We start from the raw sequence: 19,396 nt of genomic DNA on the forward strand, positions 1-19,396 counted from the left end.
GCGTCAGCTATACGCTCAGCCCTTCACCGCACCGATCATTACGCCCTTCTCGAAGTACTTCTGGATAAACGGATAGATAATCAGCACCGGCACCGTCGATACGATAATGACCGCATATTTGATCTGATCCGCGAACTGCTGGGCATAGCTGCCCGCACCGGCCCCGGCACCTGATCCGGCTCCGCCCGCGAACGCCTGATTGGATAACAGAATATTGCGCAGGACGATCTGCAGCGGCTGTAAGCTATCCGTATTGATATAGAGCAAGGCGTTGAAGAAGTCGTTCCAGTGACCCACCACATAATAGAGCGTGATGACGGAGATCACTGCCTTGGACAGCGGAACCACCACCGAGATGAAATAACGGAAGTGCGAGCAGCCATCCAGGGTAGCCGCTTCGTGCAGCTCCTCCGGGATAGCGGTCTCGAAGAAGGTTCTTGTAATAATCAGATTGTATACACTAATGGCACCGTTCACAATCATTACCCAGGGCGTATTCAACAGATTCAGGTCACGGATCAGCAGATAGGTAGGAATCATGCCCCCGCCAAAATACATCGTGATCACAAACAGCGGCATAATGAACCTGCGTGCCCGGAATTTCCGCTGGGACAAGGCATACGCCGCAGGGAGCGTGACCAGCAGATTGAGCAGCGTACCCAGCACCGTGTAAATAATCGTATTTTTATACCCCTGCCAGATCCGGGTGTCCTTGAATATCTGCTCATAGCCGTACAGGTTAATGTCCTTAGGCCATAGAATAACCTGTCCCTGATTCACCATGGTGGAGTTGCTGACGGAAGCTATGATGATGAAATACAGCGGGTACGCGACCATGATAAACGCTGCGATGCTTATGACCGCAACCACCAGCGTGTACAGCCTGTCTGCGATGCCGCCCGAATGCTTGATCGTTTGCGAATGAGCGGCTTGACTGTTTGACATCCCATTTCCTCCTTACATTAGACTGATTTTTGAAGTTTTTTTGGCCAGTGCATTCGCCAGCATCAGGAACGTGAAGTTGATCAGGGTATTGAATAGTCCGACCGCAGAACCGAAGCTGAACTGGTTGGATTTCACGCCCACATTGAAGACATACGTGGAGATGACCTCCGAGACGGGCTTGTTGAGACTATTTTGCATAAGAAAAGTCTTCTCGAAGCCTACACTGAGTATGCTGCCCATATTCATAATCAATAAAATAATAATGGTCGGCAGGATGGCCGGAATCTCCACGTGCCAGACGGTCTGCCAGCGGTTAGCCCCGTCAATCCGGGCGGCGTCATACTGCTGCGCATCCACCGAGGACAGGGCGGCGATGAAGATAATGCTGTTCCAGCCGCAGGCCTGCCAGATGGCAGAGATGACATACACCGGAACGAAGGCGCCAGGGTCACCTATGAGATTCGTATCCGCAGGGATCAGGTGCAAGGCCTTCAGGAAGCCGTCGATCAGCCCGGTGGTAGGAGACAGCATAATCTGCAGCAACGCAACCAGAACAACAGTAGAAATGAAGTAAGGCATATACACCGTAGTCTGCAGGATACGCTTGCGTCTGTTGCTGCGGATCGAGTTAACCACCAGCGCCAGCAGAATCGGCATCGGGAAGCCCAGCAGGATGGAGAAAAACGCAATGATAAACGTATTTCGCAGCGTAGGCCAGAACATCGGGCTGTTGAAATACTGCTCGAAATATTTGAGCCCGGCCCATTCCCCGCCCGTCAGTCCTTTGCTGAAATCAAATTCACGAAAAGCAAGCTGGATGCCGTACATCGGACCATAGCAGAAAATGGCGATATATATGACCGCAGGAAGCACCATCAGCCATAGCTGAGCATGCCCTGCATGCTTACGCAGCCATCCGTTCCCCCGCAGCGTCTGATGCGGCACCGTGGTCTGTGCTGGTTTCATTTGGGAGCGCCCCTTCCATTCAAGTCCACTATTTCAAGGTCGAGAGGTATTCGTCATAAGCCTTTTGGCGGATTTGCAGATTCTGCTCCAGGCCGGAGCTATTGACGGAGGCGACATAGGCTGCCCACTCCTTCTCAATATCAACCTTGGTGGTCAGCCAGTTGGCCCACTTCTGATCCGTGATATTATTGACGTTCGCCTGATTCATTGCCAGGGTGTTAGTGTCCTCCGTGCTGTATTTCATGAAGTTCTGCGGATAGACATTGCTTTTCTCGTCCGCCTTGTTCAGCAGCTCATCATAGACGGCCTTCTCCTTCAGCACATTCTGCATATCGGACCCAAGCGTCACCTTGTCCTTCAGTGCATCGGCAATGTACATCGGGCCGTTATCGGCGAACGAATTCGTCCATTTCCACGAGCCCGGGTCGAGGGATGCATCCGCCGGAGGAAGAATCGCATACGTGCCATCCCCGTTATCCTTGATTCCCTTATCTGTGTCATTCATCCCGCCGAACAGGACCTGTAGACTCACCACCGGCTCATAAAAAGCATCGATGAACCGCATCGCGGCTTCCTTGTTCTTGGAGCGGGCACTGACCGACACCGCATTAGAGCCGTAATTCTGGTAGTAGTAGTCATTGCTCCAGTACAGCTCATTCGTAGAATCTGCATGCTGCTTCAGCTGCGGCAGGGTAACATATTGATCCTTCAGCTCGTTGCCGAAGCGGTCCCCTGTCTCCCAGCCCCAGGTGAATCCGACCTTGGCCGTAGTTCCATTCCCGCGGGCAACGGACTGGTATTTGGAGTAATCCTGCGTGACCACTTCCTTGCTGATCAGGTTCTGGCTGTACAGCTTCTGCAGGAATTGCATGAGTGTCTTGAACCGTTCATCTACATAGAAATTCTTAACCTGCGCCCCTTCGGTGAAGTAGCCGTCGCTCGCCCCGTTGGACAGAGGCAGCCCAAGGCTGCCCAGCAGCAGCTTCGGTGTGAAATCCCAGCCGATCGGGTTGAAGTCCATTGGAATCTCATCCGTCTTGTCCCCGTTCTGATTCGGGTCTCCCTCGCGGAAGGCAAGCAGCACAGTCTCCAGCTCATCCCAGGTCGTAGGGACCTGAAGGCCGAGATTGTCGAGCCAGGTTTTGTTAATGAACATCGAGGCGGTGGAGCCGGGCCAGATGCCCTTATAACGCGGAGTGCCGTAGAGCTTCCCGTCGATCTGTGTAGCAAGCGTTCTCAATTCCGGGTGCTCGTTGAACATCTTTTGAATATTAGGAGCGTCCTGCTCAATCAGCGGGCCCAGATCCTCGAACAACCCGTTGAATTGTACAAAATCGGAGTTAGAGGTCGCATTGAACAGCAAATCCGGAATTTCACCGCTGGCAAACAGGGCGCTTTTCTTCTGATCCCAGTCCGCAGAGATTTGCTGCCATTCAATTTCGACATTCGCCTTCTCTTCTATTTCAGCGAGCCATTTCATTTGCGTGACATCTTTGGTCAGTGAATGCTTCACGATAATCGCCTTCAGCTTCGTCTTCCCCTCCGGCGTGTTGCTGCTGTCATTTCCCGCATCCGGGCTGTTCCCTTTACTGCTGCAGCCTGCGAGTGATAGTCCTGCCAGACAGCCTGCCAGCACCAAGGCTAGAATACTCCTTTTTCTCATTTGACTTACCCCCTTAGTAGGAATTCATAAATGATCGGTAATACAAGCCATTCCTTCGTCGCAATATTCACGAAAGCGTTATCATTATTATAATTTTTCTTCCGCACCCTGTCTCACCGTATATTACCTTTTAATCATCGTATATTGACCTTTTTAGCTGCAAGAGGAGCTGAATTCAGGCGAAGATTCGACTTTCGGTAGGTGAAAATTGACACATGATGAATTGTTTGGACCTCCGGCGAATCACCGCTGCGGGGTTAGAGAATAATAATTCCATCTATGGAGTGATGGGCTGCAACCTTTTGCTCCTGAATCCCATCTAAGAGGATACGAGGTGATGTACAATGAAGAATACATTAACCCGGATGCGCACGGCCAAAATCTCACTGGCCTGCAGCATTCTGGCGGCAACCTTAGCGATCGGGGCACCGGCTTCCGCTTTCTCAGATCTGAAGGGCCACGCTGCGGAAGCCAAAATCAATGCACTTCATCAGGAGGGCATCCTTAACGGAGTGACCAGCGACAAGTTCGCCCCGAAGGCCAAACTGACTTATGCGCAAGGGCTCCAGCTCATCGTGAGCGGCCTGAAGCTCTCGGCGCAGGACACCTCCGGCAAGACAGCCGGCGATTATTTTGACAAGGTTAGTAATAAGGCATGGTATGCCTCCGCCTTCCTGGAGGCCAAAGAAAGCGGCTTGCCGCTGGAGCGGTCTATTGATCCTAATGCTGTGATGACACGGGTCCAGTTCGCACAATTGCTGCTTCAGGCGCTACAGAACAAAGGAGATTTCGCGTATACGGAGATGTATGCCAACATTACGGACGGCGGCAAGCTGTCCGCCTCTGAGATGAACAGCCTGCAGATTCTGATTAACACCGGACTGGTCACGCTGGAGAAGAACAACACCTTCCGTCCGGACGAGGCGGTTACCCGTGCAGAAGCTGCCGTCCTGGTCTACGATGCGGCCAAATTCGTGAAGGAAGTGATTATGATGGATGAGAACATCGTGGCTCCGTCCGGCACATACGATGCCGCTGTTACACTGGACAAAGCCGCCGCCGGTGTCAACAAAGCTACGGTGACCGTATCCAATCTGCCGAACCCGGGATATGGCCTGGTCATTGAGCGGATTGAGTTCGGCGCTGACAAAACCGCAGTGATCTACTTCAAGGTAACCTCACCGAAGCCCGGGTCCATGAACCCGCAGGTCATCTCGGCAGGCACCGCCGTCACCTATCTGCCGGAAGGCTACACCGCAGTAGCCCAAGCTTCGCCAGGATCGGCAACCTCGGCTGCTTCCAGAGTCATAAAGTAACAGCCTCCGCTTAACTAGATCACCACAAAGAGCGCACCACCGGATGTCCGGTTGGTGCGCTTTTTGTGATATGTGATTTTCACAGTGTGTATGAATCAGGGAGTCGTTCGTTAGCCCAGCTCCTTAGCGTATCGGATCTCCTGACGCCCAGTCTGGAAACCGGCTGAATGGTACAGGGACAGTGCAGAATCATTCGTGGTCAATGCGACCAGCTGCGCCTGCTCCAGACCCTTCTCCTGAAGATACATTAACGCATGATTCAGCAGCGCCTTGGCAATGCCTCTTCTTCTCCAGGGCTTGCAGACAAATACATCCTCAATGATGCCAAGCTCCTCTTCCTGCCAGACCATCAGACTGCCCGCCACCCGGCCTGCATCCCGCACAACCATCGATGTCCAGTGCGGATGCTCCTGATATTCCAGCAGACGCTCCATTCCGAGCGGGGTCTCCGGCCAGATCTCCGCCTCCAGTTCCAGATAAGCCGCCCGCTGCTCCGGCGAATCCATAGACGCATTGGTCAATTCAAGACCCTCCTCCAGTTCCACCGCATGGATAGGTTCACGAAGATCGCGCTGAAGTGTATACAAGCAGCTATCCGGCAAGTAACCAAGATGCTCTGCGAAATAAGCATGGCTGCTCTCCTCCGCCGCATAATTGCCTGTGCACAGGAGGGTTCCATATTCCGGGGGCAGCGTACGCTTCAGCACCTGTGCCCGTTCCAGCAGAAGGGCGTAGACACTGTCCCGCAGCTCCATATCCTTTTCCCGTCCGGGCCATGTCTTCAAATTCACGAACATCTTATGTTTACTCTCTGCCGCGCGTCCCGGTGGCACCACATTAAAGAGCTGCAGCTGGCCCTTGGCCACCATCTGCTCCCCTTCAAAAGCACAGAAGACATTCTCCCAATTATCCGCATCCCCCACCCACCAGAACAGCACATCCTCCTGCGCCGACACCTGCTCGTACATCGCGCCAAGCGCCGCCATATCCCTCTCTTCAAACTGCCGGATCACTCTGTTGCTCAATTCCCATCCGCCACCTTCTGTTTCTGTCCATCATACCACTGCCGGTCAGGGGGCTTCCGTTCTTGAATGACTATAGTTGTTTTATACTGCCGAGGTGAATCTCCAGCTCAAATTCATAAGCTCCATTTCGCAAAAAAACTGTGCCATCCTGATGAAGGAAAGCACAGCTTGATTTTTGAGCCTCCGGTCTTTGCGGACCAGGAGGCCGTTATTTGCTTGAAAAGCCCCTTTTGTCACCCTAAACGGACTCAGAAGACGTTAATGAGGCTGTCAGGCCTAATTACAGGCTCCGAAGCCTGAATTAGCGGCTCCTGAGTCCGCAAAGACCCACAAAATGCCGATTTCAGCAAAATAAGGTCCTCTGAGTCCATAACGTCCTCTTCCTCTACTCCCCGCTGTCCGCCGCCTCGCGCGGCTGGCGCATCGTCAGGCTGACGCGGCCCTTCTTCACATCCACGCCCAGCACCCATACGGTGACATTGTCACCGACGGAGACCACGTCCATCGGATGCTTCACATAGCTGCCGCTAAGCTGGGAGATATGGACCAGCCCGTCGTTCTTGATCCCGATGTCAACGAAGGCGCCGAAGTCGATTACGTTGCGCACCGTGCCCTGCATCTCCATGCCGGGCAACAGGTCTTCCATCTTCAGCACATCCTTGCGGAAGATGGGCAGCGGCAGCTCCTCGCGGGGGTCGCGGCCCGGACGCTGAAGACTCTCCATGATGTCACGCAGCGTGGGCACGCCCACCGCAAGCTTCACCGCCAGTTCCTCCGCATCCAGAGCACTTAGCTGCTCTGCAACCTCCTTGCTGCCGAGCTGCTTCACATCCAGCCCCAGCTCGCGGAACAACCGGTCCACCACCGCGTAGGATTCCGGGTGGATTGGCGTGCGGTCCAGCGTATTGTCCCCTCCGGGGATACGCAGGAACCCGATGCACTGCTCGTAGGATTTCGCGCCCAGGCGCGGCACCTTCTGCAGTGCCTTGCGCGTAGTGAACTTGCCGTTCTCCTCGCGGAACTTCACAATGTTCTTGGCAATCGTCGTATTCACTCCTGCCACATAGGAGAGCAGCGAGGCCGAAGCGGTATTCACGTCGACGCCGACATGGTTAACCGCCGACTCCACGACGCCCCTCAGGCTCTCTTCGAGATGCTTCTGCGACACATCGTGCTGGTACTGCCCGACACCGATGGCCTTCGGGTCGATCTTGACCAGCTCCGCGAGCGGGTCCTGCACGCGGCGGGCGATGGAGGCGGCGCTGCGCTCCGCCACATCCAGATCCGGGAACTCCTCCTGCGCCAGCTTGGAGGCCGAATACACACTGGCCCCTGCCTCGTTAACGATCAGGTAGGCCAGGTCAGGGTCGCCGACCTCGGCAATGACCTCGGCCGTGAACTGCTCCGTCTCCCGCGAGCCGGTGCCGTTGCCGATCACAATGAGCTGGATGCCATATTTGGCGATCAGCTCCTTGAACTTGGCCGCCGCCTCACGCTTCTTGTTGTTCGGCGGCGTCGGATAAGTGACCGCTACCTCCAGCAGCTTGCCGGTATCGTCCACGACGGCCAGCTTGCAGCCGGTGCGGTAGGCCGGGTCGACGCCCAGAACATGCCGTCCCTTCACCGGCGGCTGCAGCAGCAGGCTGCGCAGATTGCCCGAGAAGATGGAGATCGCCTGCGTCTCCCCCTTCTCTGTCATCTCTCCGCGCACCTCGCGCTCAACAGAAGGGGCAATCAGCCGCTTGTAGGCATCCTCGGTCACCGCTTCCAGCAGCTCCTTGACCGGCGAAGGTCCCTTCACCAGCTTACGGATGATGAATGCATGGATCTTGTCCGGCACCACCTCGATGCCGACCTTGAGGATATTCTCCCGCTCCCCGCGGTTGATTGCGAGAATACGGTGCGGCGGGATCCGGTGCACAGGCTCCCGGTACGCATAATAATTCTCGTATACACTTTCCTGCTGGGCATCCTTGGCCTCGGAGACCAGAATCCCCTGACTCGCTGTATACTGGCGCACCCAGGAACGGATCGCCGGATCATCGGCAATATTCTCGGCAATGATATCCATCGCCCCTTGCAGCGCCAGTTCGGCACTCTCCACACCCCGGTCCGCATCGATATACTTCGCAGCCTCTTCCAGCGGAACCCCTTGGCGTCTCTGCTCCATCACCCAATCCGCCAGCGGTTCAAGTCCACGTTCCTTGGCGACACTGGCCCGCGTCTTGCGCTTCTGCTTGAACGGACGGTACAGATCCTCCACTTCCTGCAGCTTCACCGCCTTCATGATGCTCGCCTGCAGCTCAGGCGTAAGCTTGCCCTGCTCCTCGATGCTGCGGATCACATCCTTCTTGCGGTCACCGAGGTTACGCAGATATCCGAGACGTTCTTCGACATCGCGGAGGACATTCTCGTCCAGCTCCCCGGTCATTTCCTTGCGGTATCTGGCGATGAACGGAATGGTGTTGCCCTCATCGAGCAGCCCCACCGTAGTTCTTACCTGCTTCAGACTGATGCTCAGCTCCTTCGCAATCGCTGCAAGTATCAGTTCCTGCTCCTGACGGGCAGCGGCATCTTCCGCCGCCTTCGCCGCCTGATTCGTATCAACGCTCAAGTAGATCCCTCTTTCTATACACAGTCTGAGTTCATAGCTCTCTACTGAAATACTATCACAGTTTGCCGCAGGACCAAAGTTTACCCCGTACACAAGAAGAAGCGGCTGCACCGTCCCCACCGGGATAGCGCAGCCGCAATCATAATCATAAGTCCGTTATTCTATTCATGCTCCGGATACTAGCGCACCGCAGTAACCTGCTTGCTTCTTCTCCGCCGGGCATAGCCAACCGACAACATGAAGCTGATGAACAAGACCAGCGCAGCCACCGCATAAGGGAAATTGATATCCAGGTCGAACAGAACCCCCGCCACAATCGGGCCGGCAATGTTGCCAAGGCTCGTATAAGCAGAATTCATCCCCATCACCAGGCCCTGCTGCGAATCATCTGCCATCTTGGAGAGCTGGGTGCCGACAGCCGGGCGAAGAATATCCATAGCCAGAAAAACAACAAAGGTCACAGAAACAATCGCTACGAAGCCATGCACGAACAGTGTCAGGAGAATCGACAGGCCCGCAATCAGCAGGCACGCGGAAATGACCCGGCTCTCCCCGAATTTGTTCAGAATCCAGCTGAATGCGGTAATCTGCACCACCGCCCCGGCAATGGAGCCGAATGTCAGGACAAACGCAATATCCTTAGGGGTGAACGCGAATTTATGATCTACGAACAGTCCGAATACCGTCTCATAATTGGCCAGACCGAAGGACAGCACGAATACAATAATTAATCCGAAAAAATAAGGCTCGCGATACGAGCGCATGAGCTGCATGATTAGACTATCATTATTACCTTCCATCGTTCTTGCTTCTTCCCGCAGCTCCGCTGAACGCGATTCCGGCAGAACCAGCAGGGTAATAACCGCAACGATGGCGGCCGCTCCCGCAGCGACGAAGAAAGGGACGCGAATGCCCAGCTCCGCAAGATAGCCGCCGATGCCCGGCCCGATGATGAAGCCGGTGGTAATGGCTGCGTTGATGAAGCCCATGCCCTTGGCCCGCTCCTCCGAGGTAGTGGTGTCTGCCACATAAGCCATAACCGCAGGCATAATCATCGCGGCACCGATACCGCCAAGCATTCTGGATACGAACAGCACCCAGGAGGCATTAGCCAGACCGAACAGAAGCTCCGAGAAGGCGAATACGGCCAGCCCGCCGACAATGATTTTTTTGCGGCCCATCTTATCCGACAGTCTTCCGGCGAAGGGCGAGACCAGCAGCTGCGTCAGCGAGAAGGCTGCCACCAGCAGTCCGACCACACTCCCGCCGATGCCCAGCTCGTTCATATAGGTAGGCATAATAGGCACAACCAGACCAATCCCCGTGAACGCCAAAAAGATATTCATCATCAGGAGCAGCATCGCTCCCCGGTTTTTTAACAGTAATGACATGGTGTTTCCCTCCGTATATCCCAGAGCCTTGCTATATGCTCTAGTTCTAATTCATCAGTTATCTCTATTCATTGCTCAATCTTCCCGGACCCTATCCCCTGAAGCAGGATCTGAATTCCCGCACGGTAGTATGCCCTGATCGTCTCCGGGGTATCTGTCCGGCCTGTGATCTCATGGACCCGGCTGATCCCCTCCAGCATAGCGCTAAGCGTGATCACATACTTATCCAGGTCACCACGGATCAAGTAACCGGAATCCATCCCCTCCTGCAGCAGCACACGGCAGGCCTCTGTTACCGATTCGAAAATATGTGAAAGACGCTCGCTGATCTCCTCCGAGAGCGTATGGGATCTGCCGTATTCCTCCAGGGCATGAATCAGCGGATTCTGGATATCTTTTGCATAGTGATCCCCCAGCGCGTATAGGCGGGCCTCCGTTCCGCTAATCCCGCTCCGCAGCTCCTCCCACTCATTGAGCCAATTCTGGGTATCCACCTCCACCACGTACAGGAACAATTCATCCTTGCCCGGAAAATGGTGATACAGACTGCCCTTGCTGACCTTCGCGGCTGTGCAGACCTCGTTCATGCTTACAGCGCCGTAGCCCTTTTGCGCAAATAAACTGGAGGCATGCTCCAGAATCCGGCTCTTCGTTTCTTCTCCATCTGAACGTCCCTTAATGGTTATCCCTCCTCTAGACCGACCGATCGGTCCAATTATAGCACGCAATTATGCCCTCACACAACCCCCATCATCCATGCTCATCTATCCTCGGGTATATCAAAAAAGGCAGCACCGGAGTTGCTCCGGCCTGCCTTTTGTTACGATGATTGATGTTATATCCCCGTAGGGTTCAGAAATCAATCAGCCCGAGGCTGATTTGCAGCGAATCATCCACCAGCTTCATGGTCTCATCGTCCAGGTGGGTGATTTTATCCGTTAAGCGTTGCTTATCAATGGTACGAACCTGCTCCAGCAGAATCACGGAATCCCGGTCAAAGCCATGAGCAGCTGCATCAATCTCCACATGCGTCGGCAGCTTGGCCTTCTGGATCTGGGCAGTGATAGCTGCCACAATCACAGTCGGGCTGAAACGATTGCCAATATCGTTCTGAATAATCAGTACCGGCCTTACTCCACCTTGCTCAGAACCCACAACCGGTGAAAGGTCGGCAAAAAAAACGTCGCCGCGTTTAACAATCAATAGTTACACCCCGCTTACTAAGCGGCCAAGAGTACTGTCTGCATCTTCCTCAGCGAGAAAGGCCTCGCATGCCATGGTCAAATTAATCTTAGCCATTTCCATATAGCCCCGCTGCATGGACTCGCGGATGGTGCGTTTCCTCCGATCGCTCAAGTACAGCTTCATGGCCTGCCTGATCAATTCACTACGGTTAGAGTTCTCCAGTTGAACGATCCCATCTACTTCCTGCAAGAGATGATCGGGCAAGCTGATCATGATTCTTTTGGTGTTCTGCAAATTGGCCACCTTCTCTTCCACCCCCACAAACCTTCTGCCCTTGTGTTCCAGTGTTACAATATACAAGGAATTTTATACAAGGAATATATGCCGCCAGTATATCAAGTATGCTGCATCCCATTATAAACTAGAAATGGCGGTTCGTATAGACTATAAGTCACAAGCTCTATACGGTACGTTCCTTATATTCAGTTCCTGTACTAGGTATCTGGTCAGGGTATTAGGCTTGCAGCAAGGGATTGACGAGGCTTAGTAGCGTACCTTCGCGTACATACACGCGCTGTACACGGTGAGCCAGCATACAGATTACTTCGTAGTGGATCGTCCCTAAATGGAGCGCCAGTTCATCTGCCGTGATCGACTCGGTGCCCTGGCGGCCGATGAGTACAACCTCTTCGCCTGCTTTGATTTGTTCCGCTTCTAGAGCGAAAGATTTCAGTGATACCATACACTGGTCCATGCAGATGGTTCCGACGACAGGAACGCGGCGTCCGCGTATTAGCACCTCCGCTTTGCCTGTTAGCATGCGGGAATATCCGTCAGCATACCCCACGGGGAGCGTAGCGATGATCTCATCGTCTGCCGTGAAGTACCGGGTGCCGTAGCTGATGCCTGAGTCAGGCGGCAGGGTTTTGACATATACAGCCTGCGTCTTCAGCGTCATTACCGGGTGTAGAGCCACCAGCTCACGGTTCACCTCAGCCGAGGGGTAGAATCCGTACAAGCTTATGCCTACACGCACCATGTTAATGGATAGTAGAGGTGTATCAATGGCCGTAGCGCTATTGCCCGTATGTATGATCGGGATGGTAATGTCCATGTCCCGAAGCGCTTCCGCCACGCTCATGAAACGTCGGTGCTGCATTAGTGTATAGCTTTTGTTGCGTTCGTCTGCTCTGGCAAAATGGGTGAACATGCCTTCAAGCTCCGCCTGTGCCACCGAATGCACCTTAGCGATGAATGCGGGCGCATCCTCCGGCAATAATCCCAGTCTGCCCATTCCGCTGTCAATCTTGATGTGTACCTTCAGCCGGTGCTCCTTCTCTACAGGAAGGGTGCTAACCGCTTCCAGTACCTCCGGTGTGAACAGTGTAACGGTAATATTGTTCTCCCAGGCTACGGCAATGCCTTCCGGTGAAGTATAGCCCAGCACCAGGATAGGAAGTAGTATTCCCGCCTGACGCAGCTCCAATGCCTCATCCAGAAAAGCAACACTGACGTAGTCCGCTCCAAGCCGCTCCAGCTCCCGCGTCACTTCCACTGCTCCATGTCCATACGCATTTGCTTTGACGCATCCCATGAACTTGGTCTCCTGCGGCAATACGCCGCGAAAAGCTTCGTAGTTGGCACGCAAATCATCCAGGTTAATCTCGGCTGCTGTCGGCCGATAGCTTGCCTTCACTTCAGGTCACCTTCTTACATTGTAGTAAAACATCTCTGCCTTATTCGCACAGATCAGAAGTCTTACTGCCAATGGTAATGCTCGTGAAGGCCGCTGTCAATGTGGGCAGATGTAGACAAAAAACGGATACCGCGGGTAGAGGAATGATTCCCACCTTGCGCAGTATCCGCCCACTGATTTTTATTTACCCGATTGTTCCTCCATAGAAGCGGCTATTTGCATCATTTCCGTAACTGGCAGATTTGCGCTTGTAATCCGGTACTCAACACCCTCGCTCATCCAGGTCAGCGTCTGTTGCTCATCCCCGCTAAGCAGGCCTGCCGTAAAGCCCAGATCGACCAATGTTCCGGGAGCCAGCGACACCGCACGGTCCAGCGGACGGGCTTCCATAATCGTATACTGGTAGACGCCGTCATAACGGATCAGCACCGCATGGTCCTTGCTGCCTTCAATTTTGTTCGTGTCCTTCAGCTTCACACCGGCCGGAATGTAAGCCGGCTCAATGATCCCGAAGTCGCCCATCTCGGCCGCAACCGGCTCACCAGCCTGTTCGCCGTCTTCAGAGACCACCGGATTGCCCTCTTGGTCCACTTCCGCCATCGTGTTCTCGGAAGGGCTGCCGGCCGCCATATTCTTCTGCATATCGAAGGAATCTGCTGTGAATTCCGGATCGAACTTGAAGCTGTCGAAGGTCACGTTCACCACAACCTTGGCTTCAGAATCCGATACCTGCACCTGCTTCGGCTCATAGGTCTTTTTGTTCAGCCAGATCTTCTGGCGGACCAGCGCACTGCTCTGATAGTTGGCAGCGACCTCGAACACATAATTATCCCCGTCCTCCACGAACTGCCGGTTATTGTCGTTGACGATACCCTTCAGCAGTGTCTGGTACAGATAGACCTGACCCTGGCTGTCCGGCCAGTCGCTCTGGAAGCGGAAGCTTTTGCCAAGGCTTGGGGTCAGGACGAATACGCCCTCATCATTGCGCAGCACAATCTGCTTCACATCCTTCTGTACATTCGACAGGCTGATCCGGTAATACGAAGGATTCTTATACCATACCTCCACCTTGTAATCCTGCGGCTGCTCCCCAGTGTACAAGGTCATCGTGCCTGAGCCCTGATAAGCTCCCTGCTTGCTCTCCAGCTTGTCAGACACTTGATTCAGATCCTTGACTACAGAGGCGGCATCCTTCTTCCCGCACCCCGCCAATACTAAGGCCACGCTCATAATGATCGCGAGTACCCATGTTATCCGGCGCATGACATCATCCCCTTAACCTGTTTTGAATGCATTGATTAGTACATGTCTATGAAGGACTTGGCCTCAATATGCAGACGGGCATGACAAGCATGAAGAGAAGTGTTATTCCAGCCGCGAATCCGCTCCCGCCACCCGGGAATCTAACAATCTATGTATGGTTCCTCTTATTTCCTTCTATATAGTAGAAACGCTATTACAAAAAGGCACCAGCCCGCAATCCTCCCTCGCTCGGGGTTGCAGTCTGATGCTCTGATTCTTCCTATGCCTGTCTATGCCTCGTACCTGTTCCCTTATCCGCTCCTCAGCGGCTTACCAGTTAATCGACTCTGCGATCTTCAGAACCTCAGCCCGGTCAAGGCCACGGGTGCTGAGGCCGTACATCACGCCGTTCGCTTCCCAGTCCAGGCTTCTGTCACTGACCAGAACCGCATCCGTCCCCTTGAGCTTCACCTGCTCCACCTTATCGTCAGTTGCCATTGAAAAGGCATTCTCCTCATTAGCAAGGCGCAGTTGCATCCAGATTCGCTTATCCTTATCTTTGCTAGCGAAGAACAGTTCAACAATCTGCCCGCTTACGCCCGTCTCGTCCTTATAGAACTCCCCGCGTTCAAAGGCAAAGCCCTCTGGCAGGTATTCCGGCAGCTTCACCTTGAAGAGAGCGTATTGATCCAGCTTCGCTGCCTCCTTGACGATAAATTTCTGCTCTGACGCTTCCTTGTCAAGCTGCTCCTGCTCGCTCAGGGTAATCAGCTTATCCCCGTCGAAATTGACGATGGCCTCCCCGGCTGCATTGAAGATGGCTTCCGGCATGGGGTTAAATGAGGTGACGGGCTTACCCTCTTGGTCAAATATCTTGCCCTTCCATGCGTCCGGGAACTCCTTAGGGTGGCTCCCGTCCATCTGAGCGACCTCAATATGTCCCAGATAGACTGAATTCAGCACACGCTCCAGCATTTCCTGTGCGAACGAGGGTCTGACGAAGGATATACTCACCACGGCAGCTACCAGCAGGGAAGCTGCAATCATCACCGGACGTCTGACCCGTTGTTTGTTCTTCATTCTATCATCCTCCTGTTGTTTCTGAATGGAGCGGCTCTTCACCTGGCGGAGAACCTCCGCCGGATCGGACTCCCGTGAGAAGTCCTGGCGGGCCAGATAGTCCCCCAGCTCCTGAAGCTCAAGTTCATCTGCCTGTGCGGCGCTCTTCTTGTCATTCATAGCTCTTCCACACTCCCTATTTCAGATTTCAGTTTTCGCATGCTGCGATAGAGAATGACTCCGACATTGCTCTCCGAGATTCCGGTAATCCGGGCAATCTCCGTATTCTTCAGATCCGCCCCGAATTTCAGAGCGATGAGGTTACGTTCCTTCGGGCTGAGCGTGTCCAGCGCCACCTGTAGCCTATCGCTGCGCTCTCTGCCGAGGATGAGCGTCTCCGGCTCTTTTTTGCCCGACACCAGCTCCCGGATACTGTCCAGGGAGAAGAAACGCTGACGCGCGCGGCTCCGGTAATAATCATTCACTACGTTGCGGGCAATGGCGAACAGCCACACTTCCAGCGGCGCTTTCTCCGGGGAGTAGGCGGGCAGCTTGGATAGCGTCTTCTCGAATACCTGGCTGGCCAGATCCTCGGCGGTATAACGGCAGCTCACCCGGTAGGCGATATAGTTGAATATCCGTTTATAATAGGCTTCAAAAACCGCTGCAAACTCCAGCTCTGTCTCTATATGAGCAGGAACCCTGTCATGTATCAAAGGCAGCAATGCGCGCTCTTGCATTCCTTAAGCCCTCCCTTCCAGGCTGAATTTACTTGGCCAAGTAATTTACATGAGCTAATACGCTCTATCTATCGAATCCATTACATATGCAGGCAAGTGGAAACGGCTTTGCCGTCCTTTTATAGGACGGTACCGTTTCGGCGAGAAATAGAAGGATAATGTATAGCGTGAAACCTATACATTCTTATATTTCGAAAAAAAGACAGAGGATCTAGCTCCTCTGCCTACTGTAGTTTTTTTAGGAATTACTGGCTATGCGGATTATTGCTGAACACCATGTCTGCTTTTCTCAAGCGCGCTCCTTCTTCTCGGTCAAAAAGTAGATCAGCGCCAGCACTGGCAGTGCCAGCCCGATTAGGGTGGTCAGACTCCAGCCGCCGTAAGCATACGCCCAGCCCCCGAGTGATGATCCCACGGCGCCTCCAATGAAGAAAATCGCCATGAACAAGCCGTTCAGCCGCCCCCGGGTCTCATTGCCCAGTGAATAGATCGCCCGCTGCCCCAGCACCAGATTACCGGACACGCTCATATCGAGCAGAATGGCCGTCAGCACCAGCAGACCTAGTGTAAGATTGGAGGTATCCCGCAGCAGATAGGCCAGGATAAAGGAGAGAACGGCCAGTGAAATGCCTAGACCGGTCAATAACCGGGTCCAGCCTTTGTCAGCCAATCTGCCCGCAATCGGCGCGGCTACGGCTCCGCCTACACCAGCCAGGGCAAACAGGGCGATTCCTTGCTGGGACAGGTGATACTCGCTGGACAGATACAAGGGAACTGTCGTCCAGAACAGACTGAAGGCACCGAACAGGCTGGCCTGGTATAAAGCGCGGCGCCGCAGCACCGGCGTAAGCATGAGCAATGTGCCCAGAGAGCGGAGCAATTGTCCGTATCTCAAGCCGGGAGCGGGCTTCCGGGCAGGCAGGACACGGGCTAGCAGCAGCGTCAACAGCGCAGTTACGACAGCCGAGACTATGAAGATGGACTGCCAGCCCCAGAGTCCGGCCATGAAGCTGGCAACCGGGCGGGCGAACATAATGCCCAGCAAGAGGCCGCTCATCACATTGCCGACGACGCGGCCGCGATCTTCCTCTGTGGCCAGATAGGAGGCATACGGCACCAGGACCTGTGCTGCTACCGAGCCCAGCCCGATCAGCAGGGAGGCGGCCAGGAACAGCGGTGCATTCGGTGCCAGGACGGATAGCACAAGGGCGGCCACAACCAGAATCAGCGACATCACAGTCAGCCGGCGGTTCTCGATAATATCACTGAGCGGGACAATGAACAGCAGTCCGGCTACGTAACCGATCTGCGTCAGGGTAACTATTAGCCCTGTCGCTCCAGCGGACAGATGAATGGCCTGCCCGATGGGCCCAACCAGCGTCTGGGTATAATAGAGATTCGCCACGATCAGTCCGCAGGAGACAGCCAGCAGAAATGTGATCCAGCCGGGAACAGCCTTTTGAGTAACAGGGGATACTGATTGTTGTTGCGCAGGAATTCCAGCTTTCATTTGAAGCGCCACCTTCCAGTTTTTAAATACTGAACGCTAAGTACACTAATTAGTTATGAGCAAATAATATACTAAACGTTCAGTATTGTAAATAGGCGATTTTATGCTATACTCCAATTATAGTTGAACCAGCACAGTCAGGAGGGATCACCATGGAGAAAAAAAGAGGCCGCCCGCGCAATACCGAGGCCAAGAACGCTATTCTGAACGCTTCATATGAATTATTGCTGAAGACCGGCTTCGGCGCAGTTACCGTGGAGAAGATTGCGGAGCAGGCCCAGGTCAGTAAGGCAACGATCTATAAATGGTGGCCGAATAAAGCGGCGGTGGTGATGGACGGATATCTGTATGCTGCTAATGCGAGACTTCCGATCCCGGATACCGGTTCCGCCAAGAAGGATATTCTGATTCATGCGGGGACGCTCGCGCAGTTCCTCACCAGCCGGGAAGGTAAAGTCATTACGGAGCTGATTGGTGAAGGGCAATCCGATACCGGACTGGCGGAGGCATACCGGAGCAGATATTTCGGCCCGCGCCGCGAGGAAGCCCGGAAGCTGTTTGAACGGGGGATTGCCCAGGGGGAACTGAAGCAGGGACTCGATATCGGGAGTTGTATCGACTTGGTCTACGGCCCTATTTTTTACCGGCTGCTGCTGACCGGGGGAGAACTGAGCGAGGCCTCCGTCAGATCCCTGGTGTCGCTTGCCCTTCAGGCGCTACAAGCTTGAGGTTCCTGCAAGACTACTATATAAGGGATGGCAAGTTGCAGGCGGATAGGCACAATACAGTATGGGCAGTATGGGCTGTATGAGCTAGGGCTGTAACAGGCTTGTCTTATCTTTGTTAACAGAACGTGACCCGCAGGCGGCGTTTTTCATTTATAATACAAGAGATTGGAATTTCCAGACTCCGGAGGTTATCTTATGAAAAAATTAATTACCGCTGCCGCTATTGCCCTGCTCCTCGCAGGCCATGCGGCGGGTTCATCCATAGATATTGCCCATTCTGCTGCTGCCCCTCTATCCCTTGTTGTGGACGGACAAGCCGTTCTGCCCTATGCTGCGCCCTTCCATTCCGGCGGCATCTTGTATGTTCCGGCCCGCACGCTGCTGGAGTTCTATCCGATGCAGCTGCAATGGAACAACACCCTCAAGCAGCTTACTCTGTCCACAAGCTGGGACAAGACGATTCTTACGCCCGGTAGCGCTTCCATGCAAACGGATGGAGGCGCTAATGAAACGCTGGATGCGCCCGTACTGCTGAAGGCGGGGCGTGTATATATCGCAGCAGCTACGCTGGATTCCCTTACGGGAGCTGTCACGGAGCTCAAGCCTGGCGGAAGCCGGGTCACTGTTACCCCAGGCGATCTGAGCACCACGGTCAGGGTTCCCGCAGAGCCTCTTGCCGTTGCCGGCAATAACAGCAAGGTGAAGCTTTATGCTGCCTTGAAGGACGGCAATACCTACAAAGGCTTCATCCTTGAGGTTAACGGCAAGAAGCAACACTTCAACTGGACCGTACCCAGAGACTACTCGCACCCGCCTCAGCTCTTCTATGCCGATGTAGATTCGGACGGCAAACCGGAGGCTACGGTTGTGTTCACTCTGGGAACCGGAACCTCGCTGGTTGCACAGGAGGTTCATGTCGTGAAGCCGGAGCAGGGGAAGGAGCTCTCCGTGCCTGCTGCGGACAAGGCGGCTTCTGCTGTAGTATCCTCCAGTATTTCGCTCGATAAGGACGATGTCCTGCTGAAGCTTGAGCTTACAGGATCCGCGCCCTCCAAACTGACGCTGAGACTCCCGGACCGTGCTGAGGACGGCCTGAAGTATTTCGGCAGCAAAGCGGCCATTGGCGCAGTGACTTACTACAAAGTTGAGAATAACAAGCTGCTCGCAGATACCAGCTTAATGGTCGGCATGACCGAGAGTGTCGGTACCCTGAAGCTGGAATATAAGGCAGGCAAGACGGGGATGGAGCTGGGGTCTATTGCTTTTGAGCCGCATGAACGGGGTGAAGCCATTGTGGAGAAATAATCGGCTGCCGG

At 54.2% G+C, this 19,396-nt stretch carries 17 protein-coding genes; 3 read left to right on the forward strand and 14 right to left on the reverse strand.

All coding sequences use genetic code 11. The features are described 5' to 3' along the window. Nucleotides 1-15: 15 nt before the first annotated feature. From MKY96_RS23030 to MKY96_RS23040, 3 genes are all read right to left on the reverse strand, one after another. Nucleotides 16-945: a carbohydrate ABC transporter permease gene (locus MKY96_RS23030; protein ID WP_340943588.1), complete on the reverse strand. Its 930-nt coding sequence runs from the start codon at nucleotides 943-945 to the stop codon at nucleotides 16-18. 12 nt (nucleotides 946-957) lie between these two features. Next, entirely contained in the window at nucleotides 958-1,821 is an 864-nt protein-coding gene (locus tag MKY96_RS23035; RefSeq protein ID WP_051493818.1) for an ABC transporter permease, read from the reverse strand. Nucleotides 1,822-1,939: 118 nt separating this feature from the next. Beyond that, complete coding sequence (locus MKY96_RS23040; protein ID WP_340943590.1) at nucleotides 1,940-3,574, reverse strand: ABC transporter substrate-binding protein; 1,635 nt, start codon at nucleotides 3,572-3,574, stop codon at nucleotides 1,940-1,942. Between the two features lie 344 nt (nucleotides 3,575-3,918). On the opposite strand from MKY96_RS23040, the gene MKY96_RS23045 reads away from it, so the two are divergent. Continuing rightward, nucleotides 3,919-4,890 (forward strand): S-layer homology domain-containing protein, encoded by a 972-nt coding sequence (locus MKY96_RS23045; RefSeq protein ID WP_340943593.1) that lies wholly within the window; start codon nucleotides 3,919-3,921, stop codon nucleotides 4,888-4,890. A gap of 110 nt (nucleotides 4,891-5,000) precedes the next feature. Here MKY96_RS23045 and MKY96_RS23050 read toward each other — a convergent pair whose 3' ends face one another. The 11 genes from MKY96_RS23050 to MKY96_RS23100 form a co-directional block, all read right to left on the reverse strand. Further along, the gene (locus tag MKY96_RS23050; RefSeq protein ID WP_340943595.1) at nucleotides 5,001-5,915 is read right to left on the reverse strand and encodes a GNAT family N-acetyltransferase; all 915 of its coding nucleotides are present in this window, start codon (nucleotides 5,913-5,915) and stop codon (nucleotides 5,001-5,003) included. A gap of 385 nt (nucleotides 5,916-6,300) precedes the next feature. Continuing rightward, on the reverse strand, nucleotides 6,301-8,463 hold the full coding sequence (locus tag MKY96_RS23055) for a Tex family protein (RefSeq protein WP_340944734.1): 2,163 nt from the start codon (nucleotides 8,461-8,463) through the stop codon (nucleotides 6,301-6,303). 245 nt (nucleotides 8,464-8,708) lie between these two features. After that, nucleotides 8,709-9,920 (reverse strand): MFS transporter, encoded by a 1,212-nt coding sequence (locus MKY96_RS23060; RefSeq protein ID WP_340943597.1) that lies wholly within the window; start codon nucleotides 9,918-9,920, stop codon nucleotides 8,709-8,711. Nucleotides 9,921-9,988: 68 nt separating this feature from the next. Further along, on the reverse strand, nucleotides 9,989-10,648 hold the full coding sequence (locus MKY96_RS23065; RefSeq protein ID WP_340943599.1) for a TetR/AcrR family transcriptional regulator: 660 nt from the start codon (nucleotides 10,646-10,648) through the stop codon (nucleotides 9,989-9,991). A gap of 124 nt (nucleotides 10,649-10,772) precedes the next feature. Beyond that, nucleotides 10,773-11,123 carry a type II toxin-antitoxin system PemK/MazF family toxin gene (locus tag MKY96_RS23070; RefSeq protein WP_036697332.1) on the reverse strand — a complete coding sequence of 117 codons (351 nt, stop codon included), beginning with the start codon at nucleotides 11,121-11,123 and terminating at the stop codon, nucleotides 10,773-10,775. Nucleotides 11,124-11,126: 3 nt separating this feature from the next. Next, nucleotides 11,127-11,408, reverse strand: coding sequence for a CopG family ribbon-helix-helix protein (locus MKY96_RS23075; protein WP_036697455.1), 282 nt, complete (start codon nucleotides 11,406-11,408; stop codon nucleotides 11,127-11,129). 211 nt (nucleotides 11,409-11,619) lie between these two features. Further along, on the reverse strand, nucleotides 11,620-12,801 hold the full coding sequence (gene alr, locus MKY96_RS23080; RefSeq protein WP_340943602.1) for an alanine racemase: 1,182 nt from the start codon (nucleotides 12,799-12,801) through the stop codon (nucleotides 11,620-11,622). 180 nt (nucleotides 12,802-12,981) lie between these two features. Beyond that, on the reverse strand, nucleotides 12,982-14,064 hold the full coding sequence (locus MKY96_RS23085) for a LolA family protein (RefSeq protein ID WP_340943605.1): 1,083 nt from the start codon (nucleotides 14,062-14,064) through the stop codon (nucleotides 12,982-12,984). 309 nt (nucleotides 14,065-14,373) lie between these two features. Then, nucleotides 14,374-15,282 carry a DUF4367 domain-containing protein gene (locus tag MKY96_RS23090; protein WP_340943607.1) on the reverse strand — a complete coding sequence of 303 codons (909 nt, stop codon included), beginning with the start codon at nucleotides 15,280-15,282 and terminating at the stop codon, nucleotides 14,374-14,376. Further along, the gene (locus tag MKY96_RS23095; RefSeq protein WP_340943609.1) at nucleotides 15,279-15,842 is read right to left on the reverse strand and encodes a sigma-70 family RNA polymerase sigma factor; all 564 of its coding nucleotides are present in this window, start codon (nucleotides 15,840-15,842) and stop codon (nucleotides 15,279-15,281) included. Before MKY96_RS23095 ends, MKY96_RS23090 begins: the two co-directional genes overlap by 4 nt. A gap of 289 nt (nucleotides 15,843-16,131) precedes the next feature. Then, complete coding sequence (locus tag MKY96_RS23100) at nucleotides 16,132-17,352, reverse strand: MFS transporter (protein WP_340943611.1); 1,221 nt, start codon at nucleotides 17,350-17,352, stop codon at nucleotides 16,132-16,134. Between the two features lie 152 nt (nucleotides 17,353-17,504). On the opposite strand from MKY96_RS23100, the gene MKY96_RS23105 reads away from it, so the two are divergent. Together MKY96_RS23105 and MKY96_RS23110 are read left to right on the forward strand one after the other, a co-directional pair. Beyond that, nucleotides 17,505-18,080 carry a TetR/AcrR family transcriptional regulator gene (locus MKY96_RS23105; RefSeq protein ID WP_340943614.1) on the forward strand — a complete coding sequence of 192 codons (576 nt, stop codon included), beginning with the start codon at nucleotides 17,505-17,507 and terminating at the stop codon, nucleotides 18,078-18,080. Between the two features lie 195 nt (nucleotides 18,081-18,275). Beyond that, entirely contained in the window at nucleotides 18,276-19,385 is a 1,110-nt protein-coding gene (locus MKY96_RS23110; RefSeq protein WP_340943615.1) for a stalk domain-containing protein, read from the forward strand. Nucleotides 19,386-19,396 lie beyond the last annotated feature (11 nt).

This window comes from Paenibacillus sp. FSL R7-0302 (genome assembly GCF_038006885.1).
Lineage (GTDB): Bacteria > Bacillota > Bacilli > Paenibacillales > Paenibacillaceae > Paenibacillus_AQ.

Excerpts from the sequence above, each read along its gene's own strand:
- MKY96_RS23030 (WP_340943588.1), bottom strand. The coding sequence starts at position 945 with ATGTCAAACAGTCAAGCCGCTCATTCGCAAACGATCAAGCATTCGGGC.
- MKY96_RS23035 (WP_051493818.1), bottom strand. The coding sequence starts at position 1,821 with ATGGTGCTTCCTGCGGTCATATATATCGCCATTTTCTGCTATGGTCCG.
- MKY96_RS23040 (WP_340943590.1), bottom strand. The coding sequence starts at position 3,574 with ATGAGAAAAAGGAGTATTCTAGCCTTGGTGCTGGCAGGCTGTCTGGCA.
- MKY96_RS23045 (WP_340943593.1), top strand. The coding sequence starts at position 3,919 with ATGAAGAATACATTAACCCGGATGCGCACGGCCAAAATCTCACTGGCC.
- MKY96_RS23060 (WP_340943597.1), bottom strand. The coding sequence starts at position 9,920 with ATGTCATTACTGTTAAAAAACCGGGGAGCGATGCTGCTCCTGATGATG.
- MKY96_RS23085 (WP_340943605.1), bottom strand. The coding sequence starts at position 14,064 with ATGCGCCGGATAACATGGGTACTCGCGATCATTATGAGCGTGGCCTTA.
- MKY96_RS23090 (WP_340943607.1), bottom strand. The coding sequence starts at position 15,282 with ATGAATGACAAGAAGAGCGCCGCACAGGCAGATGAACTTGAGCTTCAG.
- MKY96_RS23095 (WP_340943609.1), bottom strand. The coding sequence starts at position 15,842 with ATGCAAGAGCGCGCATTGCTGCCTTTGATACATGACAGGGTTCCTGCT.
- MKY96_RS23100 (WP_340943611.1), bottom strand. The coding sequence starts at position 17,352 with ATGAAAGCTGGAATTCCTGCGCAACAACAATCAGTATCCCCTGTTACT.
- MKY96_RS23105 (WP_340943614.1), top strand. The coding sequence starts at position 17,505 with ATGGAGAAAAAAAGAGGCCGCCCGCGCAATACCGAGGCCAAGAACGCT.
- MKY96_RS23110 (WP_340943615.1), top strand. The coding sequence starts at position 18,276 with ATGAAAAAATTAATTACCGCTGCCGCTATTGCCCTGCTCCTCGCAGGC.